The following is a 12,853-nucleotide window of genomic DNA, read 5'->3' as shown; positions in this document are numbered from 1 at the left end:
TCTCGACATGGAAGCGGAAGCGGTCGTCCTCGACTGTTTCGTACGCGTTCGACCGCGGGCAAAGCCACATCGGCAATGGCAGGCCGAGAAAGCTCCAGCGCCGCAGCACGAGCGACAGGCGGTCCTCGCCGGCCACCAGCGCCATGGCGAAGGTGAGGGGGCCGAAGCGCTCGCAAAGCAGCCGCTCCGAGCGGCCACGTCCGGCAAATTGCCGGCTCGAAAAACCGTGAGTTCCGAAAGTCCGCGTCCAGGTCTCGCCTTGCCCGTCGGTGACGAAACGCACCTTGACGGGGACATCGGCCGCGGCAGGTGGGAAGCCGGCCATGCGCGCGGCAAGCCGGCTAAGAATACCGCCGCCGCGCTCCACGCTCGCTCTTCCTTCCGCCATAGCCGCTCCCTCATGCATGGCGCAGATTTCAGCTGGAAGGCTTTTCCAGGCATCGCCGAGCACACCGGGATAGAGAGCCTTTCCCTTGTCGGTGTCGTCCCTGAGGCCGGTGTGGATCGTCTTGCCGGCAAACAGCGCTTCATAGTCCGCGAGATCGACGTCACGCACCGCCGCCCGGGCGCCCGGCAAGGGCATGCGGCCGTCGAGCGCCTTGCGGACGATCGCCTCGATCGCCATGGACGGGATCAGCGGCCCGTCATCGCCCTCGGCCAACAGGTGCCAGGACCGTTTGATCGGCTTGCCGGCCTCGTCCGCGCCCTCGACTTCGACGAACATGCCGCCGCGATGCTCGCCCCATGACAGCCGGTTGGTCGCCCAGTGCATCAGCGGCGCCAGCGGCGACAGCGATCGCGCCAGGCCGGCGCGGACCAGCCAGGCCAGGCCGATCAGCGCGCGGTGCAGCACCTCGGGCACCGGCCCGGCGCCCATCCAGATCGTGCTCGCCTCCGGCCACAGCGCCTGCAGCGCGCGCAGGTCCGGCACGTCGACCAGCGAGAACAAGGTGTTCCTCACCGGCACGTGCCCGGGCGGCGCGATCGTGTACCGCATCTGCCCGGTGAGCGGGTAACCCTCGGCCGGCCTGCCGCCGCGCTGCAGCCGCACCGCCCGGCCAGCATAGCTCGCGATGGCGCGGATGACGTTCTCGCCGACGCCGGCGAAAGGCGACGGCGCGATGCCGCCACGGATGGTGTCGACGCGCGCCATGTCGGCCGAAAGATGGCGCGCCACGGCGGCAGTCAGCACCGGGAAGCTCGACACCCCGGACAGCACGACGACGCCGGCCGCCCTGGCTGCCGCGTCGAAAGCGGATACCCCGGCGACGAAGTCCGAACCGTCGGCAAGGTCGAGATAGTGGATGCGCGCGGCGATACAGGTCTCGACCAGCCGGTAGCGCCCCTCGCCATAGGCCTGAAACGGACCGCTGGCGTCGACGACGATGTCGGGCAGCATGCCGGCGAGTTGCGCGCCAAGGTCGCCGTCGCGGTCGAACGTCGCCGGCACCAGCCGAGCCTTGGTGTTGCCTCGATCCCCGCAATAGGCCGCTGCCTTGGCGAGCGACCGGCCGGCGATGATGAGTTCGAGGCGCGGCTCGTTCTCCAGCAATTGGACGATGCGTCCGCCGAAGGTGCCGTAGCCGCCGACGATGAGAAGCTTCATGCCATGCCCCCAAGCCAATCGCCTTCAGCCGATCAACCGCTCCCGCAACTCGGCCGAAGGAATATCGCAACTGTCCTTGCGGCCGAACAGCGCGTAGCGGTTCTTGGCGACGCGGTCGTAGAGCCAGTCGCGCAGCGACCGCGGCAGGATGAGCAGCGCCTTTGCAATGCGCCATGGCCAGCCGAGCGCGGCCATGACGGCGATGAAGCTGTCGAGGCGCGTGAAGGCCGCGCCGTCGATGATGGCGAGGTTGCTGTCGTAATCGTCGGTCGGCAGGCCGTGCTCACGAAACAGTGCCTCGCCGAGCGGCGACTGCGCCGTGGCGAAGCGGAAGCGTTTTTTCCGGTCGAGCTTGAGGATGAGCTGGACGAAGCCCGAGCAGAACACGCAGACGCCGTCGAAGACGATCAGCGGCTGGCTGGCGTCATAGGCCTGGCGCGGCAAGGTGGGAGGTTCGGGCAGGTCGGTCATGGCGGCCCCGGCTGCTGTGGCCCCCTTACGCTATGCCAAGGGGACACTGAGCTGGGGAGACACTAAGCCAGCCGGCGGCTGCGTCAAAGCCGCGGCGTTGTCGCACGCCATGTGGCGGCGAGCGCAAGGCGTTCGGCGCGATAGGTGGTAGTGCGCTGGTCGGCGGCCGGCCGGCAGATGCGGCTGTGGTGGGCGCGTTCGCGGGTCATGATCAGTTCGCGCTGACGCCCAGCGAGTTGCCGCGGCGCGCGCACGCAGGGCCTGGGCCGCGCATGTAATAGCGCTCGGGCCGATAGGTCGGCGCGACGAATTCGCGAATGGCTGCGGCGTAGCCGGCGATGTGATTCCAGAAGTTCATTTTTACTGTCCCTGTCCCGCTTTCGGATGTCCCGTCCGAATTGTTCGAGAGCATAGCGTCGAGGCGTGAATAGTCGGTGAACGTGATGTTAATTTCTGGTCCGAAACACGTTGCATCGTGGCCGGATTGCGGCTGATTCGCGGTCTTTCGGTGCCTTTCGTCGCCTTTCCGCCCCGTGTGACTTTTGCATCACATATGTTTCGTTCCGATGTCGCTTGCGCGCGCATCTGTTTCACGTTTGCCCGGGGACATCCCACGTTTGCCCGGGGACAGGGAATTTCCTTTCGCGCGCCTGGGCGGGCAGGAACCTGTCACGGAAGACGACGTTGACCCGCAAGGTCGGGCGAACCGGCCAAGTTGACGGCTGTCCTGCCGGGCAACTTCCTCAAAACGCGAAACATGGAAAGGCAACCGCCATGGGCTTCTTTTCGAAAGACATCAAGACGCTGGACGACCTCTTCATCCACACGTTGCGCGACATCTATTATGCCGAGAAGCAGATCGAGAAATCGCTGCCGAAGATGATCGACAAGGCGACCGATCCGCAATTGAAGGCCGGCTTCGAGAAACATCTTGCGCAGACCAAGGGCCACATCGAGCGGGTCGAGCAGGTGTTCGAGCTGCACGGCGTCAAGGCCAAGACCGTCAACTGCCCGGCCATCGACGGCATCCTCGCGGAGGCCGACGAAGTCAGCGGCGATGTCGACGACAAGGAGGTTCTGGACGCTGCGCTGATCGCATCCGCCCAAGCCGTCGAGCACTACGAGATAACGCGCTACGGCACGCTGATCGCCTGGGCCAAGCAGCTCGGCCGCAGCGACTGCGCCAACGTGCTGGCCAAGAACCTCAAGGAAGAAGAGGCGACGGACCGCAAGCTCACCGAGATCGCGGAAAGCAAGGTCAACCTGCAGGCCGCCGAATAGCAGGCCGCGTGGCAGCCCTCCGGAACCCAAGCGAACCCCTGTCCGTTGCGATTGAAACCGCATCGCGCAGGAGTTCGCAATGGCACCACGCCCGGCCTGGAAGGGCTATCTCAAACTGTCGCTGGTCACGTGCGCCATCGAGCTCACCAACGTCGTGACCCATGCCGAGAAGGTCTCTTTCCGCATCCTCAACCGCAAGACCGGCAACACCGTCAAACGCATCTATGTCGATGCCGGGACCGGCAAGCCGCTTGAGGAGGGGGACGAGATCAAGGGCTATGAGGTGAGCAACGGCGATTTCATCCATATCGAGGAGGACGAGATCGAAGCGGTGCAGATCGAATCCTCGCACACGATGAGCCTCGACGGCTTCGTCGAGAAATCCTCGATCGAGCAGATCTATCTCGATACGCCCTACTATGTCTCGCCGGCGGACAAGGTGTCGGAGGAGGCTTTCGCCGTCATCCGCGATGCGATGGCTGGCAAGAAGATGGCTGGCCTTGCGCGTATCGTGCTTTACAGCCGCGAGCGCCCGGTGGTGATCGAGCCGCTCGGCAAGGGCATGGTGCTGACGACGTTGCGCTACGACAACACTGTGCGCCAGCCCGACGCGGTGTTCGGCGAGATCAAGTCGGTGAAGACCGACCAGGAGATGACGGATCTCGCCGAGCTCATCATCGACAAGAAGCATGCCAAGTTCGATCCTTCGAAGTTCGATGACAAATACGAGGATGCGCTGCTCGAGCTGATCCGCGCCAAGAAGGCCGGCAAGAAGGCGCCCAAGGCCAAGGCGCCGCCGAAACCCTCCAATGTCGTCAACCTGTTCGACGCGCTGAAAAAGAGCTTGAATGCCGATGGTGGCGGCAAGGCCGGCAAATCCACTGCCAAGGCGCCGGCGAAACGAACCAAAGCCAAGCCCGCGCCGAAGCGCAAATCCGCATAGGAGCAAAGCGTCATGGCTGGTCTCGAGCAATATCACGCCAAGCGCGATTTCAAGAAAACAGCCGAGCCGGCGGGCAAGGTCGCGCGCGGCAAGAAGGGCGGCGGCATTTTCGTCGTCCAGAAGCACGCCGCCACGCGGCTCCACTATGATTTCCGGCTGGAGCATGACGGCGTGCTGTGGAGCTGGGCGGTGACGCGCGGCCCGAGCCTCGATCCGCATGAGAAGCGGCTGGCCGTGCATGTCGAGGATCACCCGATCGACTACGCGTCTTTCGAAGGCACCATTCCGAAGGGCCAATATGGCGGCGGCTCAGTCATCGTCTGGGACGAAGGCAGGTGGACGCCGGATGGCGATCCGGCCAAGGGCATGAAGAAAGGCCATATCGACTTCGAGCTCGAGGGCCACAAGCTCAACGGCCGCTGGCATCTGGTCAGGCTGAGGCCCCGCCCGGGCGAGAAGCGCGACAATTGGCTGCTGATCAAGTCCGACGATGCCGCCGCCCGGCCCGGCGAGGATGTCCTCGAGGAAGAACCGAAATCGGTGAAGTCGGGCCTGACCATCGAGGAGGTGGGCGAAGGCAAGGCCGCCAGGGGCGAGAAGCCGAAAGTCTGGCAATCCAACAGGCCGGCTGCCGCCAAGGCCAAGGCCGGGCATGACAAGCGTCTCGACTTCATCGAGCCGCAGCTGGCGACGCTGGAGAAGGATGCGCCCGCCGGCGAGGACTGGCTGCATGAAGTCAAGTTCGACGGCTACCGCATGCAGGCGCAGATCGCCGGCAGCGAGGTCAGGCTGCTCACCCGCGCCGGTCTCGACTGGACGGACAAATTCGATGGTCCGGTCACCGCCGCGCTTGCCGGGCTGAAATGCCGCGACGCCATCATCGACGGCGAGATCGTGGTTTTGGCCGACAGCGGCGTGTCGTCCTTCCCCTTGCTGCAGGCGGATCTGTCGGCCCGGCGCGCCGACCGGTTCGTCTACTATGTCTTCGACCTGATGCGGCTCGACGGCAAGGATCTGCGCCGCGAACCCTTGGTCGAACGCAAGCAGGCGCTGGCTGAACTGCTCGGCGAGCAGCCCGACCATTCGGGGCTGCGCTTCAGCGACCATTTCCACGAGCCGGGCAAGGTCATGCTGCAGCATGTCTGCCGCATGGGCCTGGAAGGCGTGGTGTCGAAACGTGCCGATGCGCCCTACCGCAGCGGGCGTGGGCTCTCTTGGATCAAGTCGAAATGCACGCTCAGGCAGGAATTCGTCATCGGCGGCTATCTGCCCTCGGACAAGACCGGGCGCGGCCTGCGCTCGCTGCTGGTCGGCTTCAACGAAGGCGGCAAGCTGCACTATGCCGGCCGTGTCGGCACCGGCTTTTCCGGCAAGGTGATGACCGATTTGAAGAAGAAGCTCGACGGCCTCGAGGCGAAGGGCTCGCCGTTCTCGGCCGCCGTGCCCAAGGGCAAGGGCCTCACCTTCGTCAAGCCGGAGCTTGTCGGCGAAGTGGAGTTCCGCAGCTGGACTTCCGACCGTATAATCCGCCACGCCTCGTTCCAGGGGTTGCGCGAGGACAAGCCGGCGGAGGAAGTCGTGCAAGAACAGCCGAAGAAGGCCGAAAGCGAAGCAAAACCGAACGCAAAGACGGCGCCGAAGCCCTCGGCCGGAATGGCGAAGACTTCGGTAAAGCTCTCGCATCCCGACAAGCTGCTGTGGCCCGACGAAAAGGTCTCCAAGCAGGACCTGCTCGATCACTACGCGCTGGTCTGGCCGCGCATGGCAGAATTCGTCGTCAACCGGCCGCTGAGCCTGGTGCGCGCGCCGGACGGCATCAACGGCCAGCGCTTCTTCCAGAAACACGCCTCGCCCGGCATGAGCGACAAGATCGCCAGGATGAAGGATCCGACCGACGGCGAGGAGATACTGTTCATCAGGGATTTCGACGGGCTGGCCGCGCTTGTCCAGTACGGCGTGGTCGAGGTCCATATCTGGGGCTGCACCCTCGACGCGCTGGAGAAGCCGGACCAGATCATCTTCGACCTCGATCCGGACGAAGGCGTGGATGTCGGCAAAGTGCGCGAGGCGGCGCTCGACATCCACAAGCAGCTCGACGAGCTGTCGCTGCCGAACCTCGTCAAGACCTCCGGCGGCAAGGGCTATCACGTGCTGGTGCCGCTGAAACCCTCGGCGGAGTGGGACGCGGTCAAGGACTTCGCCCATGATTTCGCCCGCGCGCTGGAGCAGGCCGCGCCCGACCGCTACACGGCGACGCTGTCGAAGAAGGCGCGTACCGGCAAGATCTTCGTCGACTATCTGCGCAACGGCAGGGGCTCGACCACGGTCGCGCCCTATTCCTCGCGCGCCAAGAAGGGCGCGACGATATCGATGCCGGTGACGTGGCCTGAGATCGAAAAGGGACTTGCGCCGAACGCCTTCCCGCTTGGCGATGCGACGACGCTGGAACAGTTGAAGAAGGCCGATCCGTGGAAGGAGTTCTTCAAGCTGGGGAAGCCGCTGAAGCGGGGGTGAGCCTGGGCAAAGGAAGGCTAGGAGAGAAACACCCGCTCGAACGCCTGCCTGCCCGTCGGCGAGAACACAACGGCGCGGCTGTCCTTTTCGCGCCGGCCCCATTTCTCGGCGATGATCTTGTCGAGGATGGCGGCGCCCAGCGTGCCGGCGAGATGCGAGCGCCGCACGCTCCAGTCGAGGCAGGCGCGGCACACCGGCCGCCGCGCCTTGGCATGGGTGTCGATGCCGAGCGCGGAAAAATGCGAGACGCCGGATGACGAGAGCCTGATCTCGTTGTCCTCGCGCAGCAAAAGTTTCCTGTCGAAGAGCCGGTCGAGTATCGCCACCGCCTGCTCGCCGGCGAGGTGATCGTAACAAACGCGCGCCACGCGCCTGGCCGCGTCGCGCGGGCCGGGCCGCACACGCTTCGGGCCGACCGCCTCGGCGACGCCGATGATCGCTTCGATCATGCCGGCCACCTGCGCGCCGGCCAGGCCGTAATAGCGGTGGCGCCCCTGGCTGGCCAAGGTCAGCAGCCCGCCTTCCATCAGCTTGGACAGATGCGAGGAAGCGGTGGGCAGCGACACGCCGGCCTCGAGCGCCAGTTCCGACGCCGTCAGCGCCGTACCACCCATCAACGCGTTCAGCATGTTGGCGCGGGCCGGGTCGCCGACCAGGCTGGCGATGCGGGCGATGTCCGGTCCTTCACGCATGGTTCGATCCTTATCGAAGCATTCCCGTCAGGGAAGCATTATTCTGGGGTCATCTCAAGCAGCGCGGCAAACCCTCCTGACAGCAATATGCCTAGCACAATGACGCAAGCGATGTTTCGACCGGGATCGAACCGTCGTCGTCGAAAAACCAACCAGACGAGGACACCGACATGACCATCACCTGCTTCATCCGCTACGAGATCGATCCGTTCGGCAAGGCGGCGTTCGAGCAATATGCGCGCGCCTGGGGCCAGGCCATTCCGCGGTGCGGCGCCGACCTGATCGGCTACTACGCCCCGCACGAAGGCTCGGCCACCACGGCCTATGCCGCCTACAACATCGAGAGCCTTGCGGCCTATGAAGCCTATCGCGCGCGGCTTGCCGCCGACCCGGCCGGCAACGCAAACTACGAATTCGCGCGGCGCGAGAAATTCATCCTCAAGGAGGATCGCGTCTTCCTGAAGCTGGTGTCCGGCCCGCATGGCCCAACACAGCTCTTTCAGACCGACGTGACAGTCAGGGAAGGGATGGAGGCATGATCGCAGTCATCTTCGAGGTCGAGCCGGCGGAAGGCAGGCGCGATGCCTATCTAGGCATCGCCGCGGAGCTCAGGCCCCTGCTCGACGGCATAGACGGTTTCATCTCGGTCGAGCGCTTCCAGAGCCTCGTCGATCCCAGGCGCGTGCTGTCGCTGTCCTTCTGGCGCGACGAGGAAGCGGTGAAGGCCTGGCGCAACACCGAGGAGCACCGGCAGGCGCAGAAGGCGGGGCGAGGAGGCATCTTTGCCGGCTACCGTTTGCGCATCGCCCATGTCGTGCGCGACTACGGGATGACCGAAAGGGCGGAGGCCCCAAGGGATAGTCGCGCCGTGAATGCGTGAAACGCGCCTTCCCTTCTCCCACGGGAGAAGGGAAAACCTAAGCATTCCCGATCAGCACGCCCGCCCCGAACACCAGCGCGCCGCCCAGCACCACTTGGAAGGCGGCGCGCCAGAACGGGGTCTGCATGTAGCGGTTCTGGACGAAAGCGATCGCCCAGAGCTCGAAGAACACCACTACAGCCGCCACGGCGGTGGCCGTCCAAAAATGCGGGATCAGATAGGGCAGCGCGTGGCCGAGGCCGCCCAGCGAAGTCATCAGGCCGACCGTCAACCCGCGCTTGATCGGCGAGCCGCGCCCCGACAGCTTGCCGTCGTCGGAGGCGACCTCGGTGAAACCCATCGAAATGCCGGCGCCGATCGAGGCGGCGAGGCCGACCAGAAGCGTCTGCCAGGTGTCGTGCGTGGCGAATGCCGCGGCGAAGATCGGCGCCAGCGTCGACACCGAACCGTCCATCAGCCCGGCCAGCCCCGGCTGCACATACGTGAGGATGAACTGGCGCTGCTCGGCGCTCGCTTCCTCGACCTTGACCGTGCCCGGCACATGCTCCTGCTCCAATTCATGCGCCGAGCTCTCATGGCCCTGCTCGGCCACGGCGAGATCGTCGAGCAGCTTTCGCGTCGAAGCGTCGGTGGTGCGCTTGGCCGCCTCCACATAGAAGCGATAGGCCTGCTGCTCCATGGCCTCCGCCTGGCGCCGCACATGCTCGATGCCGAGCGGCTTCACCAGCCAGTCGGGCTTGCGCTCGAAATAGCCTTTCACATGTTCGCGCCGGATCAGCGGGATGCGCTCGCCGAAGCGCTTGCGGTAAAGCTCGATGAGCGAATCGCGATGGCCGTCCTCTTCCTCGGCCATCGCCTCGAACACTTTCGCCGATTGCGGAAAGTCCTGCGCCAGGCCATCGGCATAAGCGCGGTAGATGCGTCCGTCATCCTCCTCGGAAGAGATCGCCAGCGCCAGGATCTCCTGCTCCGACAGTGAATCGAACGAGCGGCGGCCGAAGCCGAAAACACGGGAAAGCATGATGGGATCACTCTAGTTTAGAATTGTTCTAAACTAGGATTTTGATTGCCGGACGTCAATTGCGAACGGCACGGGCCGCGGGCACGAATGGGTGATCCAGCGGAACCGGGCCCAACTCTTCATTATTGCCGAATGTTTGCCTATATAGCTTACAACCGCCAAAATTGAAGGAACCCCCGGCATGACGAACAAAAAGCCCCCGCACGCATTTGACGCCAAACCGGTTCTCGATCTCATCGCCAGCATCGAGGCCGACCTGCAGCGCCTGAAGGGTCTTGTCGAAGAACAGCTCGAAAAATTCGACCCGGCCAACCCGCACAACAAGACGCCGGATGGCAAGCTGACCGAGGAGGGCGCCGAGTGCTGCTACCGCATGTTCGACGAAGGCAAGTCGCGCTACACGGTTTCCCAGCAGATGAAGATATCGTTCGCCGCCGCCACCCACCGCTTCAACTCCTGGCGCAAGCTCGGCGGCAGCAAAAGGACAAAGACGCTGCTGGGGTGAGGCGCGCCGGGCGCCACCCTCCAACCTTGTAACCATCACATTTTTTCGTTGGCGTGCCGCCGCATTTTCCGTGCAGCATGGCCGAACCCATCCTTCGCGAGAGCAACGCCCATGACCACCGAGCCCGGCATCGCCGATATCCACGCCGCTTCGGCCCGGCTTTCCGGCCTGATCGTCGAAACGCCGCTGATCGAGTCGCCCGAGCTCAACAAGCGCTATGGCGGCCGCATCCTGTTCAAGCCCGAGACGCTGCAGCGCACCGGCTCCTTCAAGATCCGCGGCGCCTACAACAAGCTGTCGAGCCTGAGCGAGGAGGAGCGCGGCCGTGGCGTCGTGGCCTTCTCTTCCGGCAACCATGCGCAAGGGGTGGCGGCCTCCGCCGCCATGTTCGGCGTCAAGGCCGTCATCGCCATGCCGGCCGATGCGCCGGCCATGAAGATCGGCAATGTCCGCAAGATGGGCGCGGAGGTGGTGCCGTTCGATCGTTTTCGGGAAGACCGCACCGCCGTGGTCCGGCCCTACGTGGAAAGGGGCATGGTGCTGGTGCCGCCCTATGACGACCCGGCCATCATCGCCGGCCAGGGCACGATCGGCCTTGAATTGGTGGCGCAAGCCAAAGCGCTTGGAGCGAACCTCGACGCCGTCGTCATCCCTTGCGGCGGCGGTGGGTTGAGCAGCGGCATTTCGATCGCGGTCAAGGATGCTTCGCCGACCACGTCGGTCTGGATAGCCGAGCCCGAGCATTTCGACGACACGCGCCGCTCGCTGGCCAAGGGCGAGCGGGTCGCGAACGATCCCGGCCATAGCTCGATCTGCGATGCGCTGCTGACCGCCGAGCCCGGCGCCATCACCTTCGAGATCAACCGCCGGAATCTCGCCGGCGGCATCGCCGTGTCCGAAGACGCGGTCAGGCAGGCGATGCGCGACGCCATGGCCCATCTCAAGCTGGTGGTCGAGCCGGGCGGCTCGGTCGCCCTGGCCGCGCTCTCGTCGGGCAGGATCGACCTTGCCGGCAAATGCGTCGCCGTCGTGCTCTCCGGCGGCAATGTCGATCTGGGCACCTATGCTGGGATCATGGCGGCTGCATAAAGCGGCGCGACGCGGTCATCCGGTTACCAGCGCCTGTTCCAGATAGTCGGTGAAGGCACGCGCCTTCCGCGAAGGACGCCGTCCGGCGGGAAAGACCACGTAAGCCGTCATCGGTTCGAGCCTGTAATCGGCCAGGATTTCGACCAGCGTGCCGGAAGCAAGCTCGCTCGCGCACATCCATGTCGAGGCGATGCCGATACCGAGGCCCGCGCTCGCACAGGCGACGACACCGATGGCCGAACGGGTCTGCACGCGCGGAATAACTGGCTGAATCTCGGTCACGCCATCGTGCTGCGCCGTCCAGGTCTGGTCGCCTCCGTCGCCGGGCCCGCCGATCAGGTGGTGCTGGCCGAGGTCGGCGAGGCATTTCGGCGTGCCGCGGCGGGCAAGGTAGGCCGGTCCCGCAACGAACAGGCGCCGGGTCGTTGCGAGCTTGCGTGTCACGAAGCTTGAATCCGGCTGGTTGCCGAGACGAAGCGCCATGTCGGCGCCTTCGGTGATCAAATTCTCGTACCGGTCGGACATCATCAAATCGATCTTGAGCAGCGGATGCCGTTCGAGGAAGGCAGGCAGCAACGGCACGATCTGTTTGACGCTATAGGTCGTAGGCAACGCCACGCGCAGCGTGCCGGACAGCCGGTCCGCGCCGCGCGCCGCGTTCTCTGCCTCCTCGATGCCGGCAAGCGCCTCGCGCGCCCGCGAAAGCAGCGCCTCGCCGGCATCGGTCATGGACAGCTGGCGCGTGGTCCTGGTGAGCAGCTTGACGCCGAGCCGCTCCTCGAGCGCCGCGATCGTGCGCGAAACCGAAGGCTGCGACAGCCCGAACTCGCGGGCCACCTTCGAGAAATTGCCGGTCTCGACGGTGCGGACGAAGATCGCAAGTTGCTGGAGCCGGTCATTCATACGGCCTACGTATATATCATATGAGGTTCACCGGGCTACTGGGCCTGCTGCGCATGATTTACCTCTTCGGCAACGCCGCGATTGGTGGCGTTTCGCAGAATTGAAGGAGAAAAATCATGGACGAGCTGAAAGGCAAGGTGGCGATCGTCACGGGCGCTTCGAAGGGCATCGGCGCGGCAATCGCGCGGCAGCTGGCAAAAGCGGGCGCCGCGGTGGTGGTAAATTACGGTTCGAGCAAGGAAGACGCGGACAAGGTGGTCGGCGACATCCTGCGCGACGAGGGCAAGGCGGTGGCGATCCAGGCGGATGTCAGCAAGGGCGCGGACGTGAAGCGGCTCTTCGCCGAGACGAAGGCTGCCTTCGGCACGCCCAGCATCCTTGTCAATAACGCCGGCGTATACCGTTTCGGGCCGCTGGAGGAGGTGACGGAAGCCGAGTTCCATCGTCAGTTCAACACCAACGTGCTGAGCACGATCCTGACGACACAGGAAGCGGCAAAAGCATTTGACGGCCACGGCGGCAGTATCATCAACCTCAGCACCATTTCGAGCACCAATCCCGTGCCGAACTCCGTCGTCTATTCGGCCTCCAAGAGCGCGGTGGATACCATCACCAGGGCGCTCGCCAACGAACTCGCCACCCGCAAGATCAGGGTCAACGCGATCGCCCCGGGCATGACGGAAACCGAGGGCCTCGCGGTCGCCGGCATCGAAGGCGAAACCGCCAGGACCATCGGCGCGTCCTTGCCGATGGGCCGGATGGGAGTGCCGGACGATATCGCCCGCGTCGCCGTCTTCCTGGCGTCCGACCAGTCGGCCTGGCTGACCGGCGAACGCATCACCGCTTCCGGCGGGCAGCGCTGACTGCCGGACCCAAAAGTCTTGCAGCAGCCAGATGGACACATCCGCCTGCTGCAAGATGTGTCATTATTGTTTTTGGAATGCAGCG

At 64.7% G+C, this 12,853-nt stretch carries 13 protein-coding genes and 1 pseudogene; 8 read left to right on the top strand and 6 right to left on the bottom strand.

Annotation, left to right across the window (positions count from 1 at the left end; translation table 11 throughout):
• Positions 1-13 precede the first annotated feature (13 nt).
• From FJ957_RS21105 to FJ957_RS21095, 3 genes and pseudogenes are all read right to left on the bottom strand, one after another.
• Positions 14-1,606: pseudogene (locus FJ957_RS21105) on the bottom strand (DUF4166 domain-containing protein); the annotation flags it as partial.
• 24 nt (positions 1,607-1,630) lie between these two features.
• On the bottom strand, positions 1,631-2,077 hold the full coding sequence (locus FJ957_RS21100; protein ID WP_140834773.1) for a thiol-disulfide oxidoreductase DCC family protein: 447 nt from the start codon (positions 2,075-2,077) through the stop codon (positions 1,631-1,633).
• Positions 2,078-2,288: 211 nt separating this feature from the next.
• Positions 2,289-2,435, bottom strand: coding sequence for a hypothetical protein (locus tag FJ957_RS21095; protein ID WP_108702809.1), 147 nt, complete (start codon positions 2,433-2,435; stop codon positions 2,289-2,291).
• A 416-nt stretch (positions 2,436-2,851) separates the two neighbouring features.
• On the opposite strand from FJ957_RS21095, the gene FJ957_RS21090 reads away from it, so the two are divergent.
• From FJ957_RS21090 to ligD, 3 genes are all read left to right on the top strand, one after another.
• On the top strand, positions 2,852-3,358 hold the full coding sequence (locus FJ957_RS21090) for a ferritin-like domain-containing protein (RefSeq protein ID WP_140834772.1): 507 nt from the start codon (positions 2,852-2,854) through the stop codon (positions 3,356-3,358).
• A 79-nt stretch (positions 3,359-3,437) separates the two neighbouring features.
• Entirely contained in the window at positions 3,438-4,301 is an 864-nt protein-coding gene (locus FJ957_RS21085; protein WP_140834771.1) for a Ku protein, read from the top strand.
• A gap of 12 nt (positions 4,302-4,313) precedes the next feature.
• A complete protein-coding gene (gene ligD / locus FJ957_RS21080) occupies positions 4,314-6,815 on the top strand; it encodes a DNA ligase D (protein ID WP_140834770.1) in 2,502 nt (833 codons plus the stop codon).
• A 17-nt stretch (positions 6,816-6,832) separates the two neighbouring features.
• Here the strand turns inward: ligD and FJ957_RS21075 are convergent, their stop codons facing one another.
• Positions 6,833-7,507, bottom strand: a complete 675-nt coding sequence (locus FJ957_RS21075) for a winged helix-turn-helix domain-containing protein (RefSeq protein WP_140834769.1) — start codon at positions 7,505-7,507, stop codon at positions 6,833-6,835.
• A gap of 170 nt (positions 7,508-7,677) precedes the next feature.
• Between FJ957_RS21075 and FJ957_RS21070 the strand changes: the two genes are divergently transcribed.
• Entirely contained in the window at positions 7,678-8,046 is a 369-nt protein-coding gene (locus FJ957_RS21070; protein ID WP_140834768.1) for an NIPSNAP family protein, read from the top strand.
• The gene (locus tag FJ957_RS21065; protein ID WP_140834767.1) at positions 8,043-8,387 is read left to right on the top strand and encodes an antibiotic biosynthesis monooxygenase; all 345 of its coding nucleotides are present in this window, start codon (positions 8,043-8,045) and stop codon (positions 8,385-8,387) included. Before FJ957_RS21070 ends, FJ957_RS21065 begins: the two co-directional genes overlap by 4 nt.
• A gap of 37 nt (positions 8,388-8,424) precedes the next feature.
• On the opposite strand, the gene mbfA is transcribed toward FJ957_RS21065, so the two are convergent.
• A complete protein-coding gene (mbfA, locus tag FJ957_RS21060; RefSeq protein WP_140645921.1) occupies positions 8,425-9,408 on the bottom strand; it encodes an iron exporter MbfA in 984 nt (327 codons plus the stop codon).
• 181 nt (positions 9,409-9,589) lie between these two features.
• On the opposite strand from mbfA, the gene FJ957_RS21055 reads away from it, so the two are divergent.
• Both FJ957_RS21055 and FJ957_RS21050 read left to right on the top strand, forming a co-directional pair.
• The gene (locus FJ957_RS21055; protein WP_140658183.1) at positions 9,590-9,913 is read left to right on the top strand and encodes a hypothetical protein; all 324 of its coding nucleotides are present in this window, start codon (positions 9,590-9,592) and stop codon (positions 9,911-9,913) included.
• A gap of 111 nt (positions 9,914-10,024) precedes the next feature.
• Complete coding sequence (locus FJ957_RS21050) at positions 10,025-11,002, top strand: threonine/serine dehydratase (RefSeq protein WP_140834766.1); 978 nt, start codon at positions 10,025-10,027, stop codon at positions 11,000-11,002.
• Between the two features lie 15 nt (positions 11,003-11,017).
• Here FJ957_RS21050 and FJ957_RS21045 read toward each other — a convergent pair whose 3' ends face one another.
• Entirely contained in the window at positions 11,018-11,905 is an 888-nt protein-coding gene (locus FJ957_RS21045; RefSeq protein ID WP_140834765.1) for a LysR family transcriptional regulator, read from the bottom strand.
• A gap of 116 nt (positions 11,906-12,021) precedes the next feature.
• On the opposite strand from FJ957_RS21045, the gene FJ957_RS21040 reads away from it, so the two are divergent.
• Complete coding sequence (locus tag FJ957_RS21040; RefSeq protein WP_140834764.1) at positions 12,022-12,768, top strand: glucose 1-dehydrogenase; 747 nt, start codon at positions 12,022-12,024, stop codon at positions 12,766-12,768.
• Positions 12,769-12,853: the final 85 nt, after the last annotated feature.

The sequence above is a fragment of the Mesorhizobium sp. B2-4-6 genome (assembly GCF_006442775.1).
Lineage (GTDB): Bacteria > Pseudomonadota > Alphaproteobacteria > Rhizobiales > Rhizobiaceae > Mesorhizobium.
This window is presented reverse-complemented; position numbering and strand designations above follow the sequence as displayed.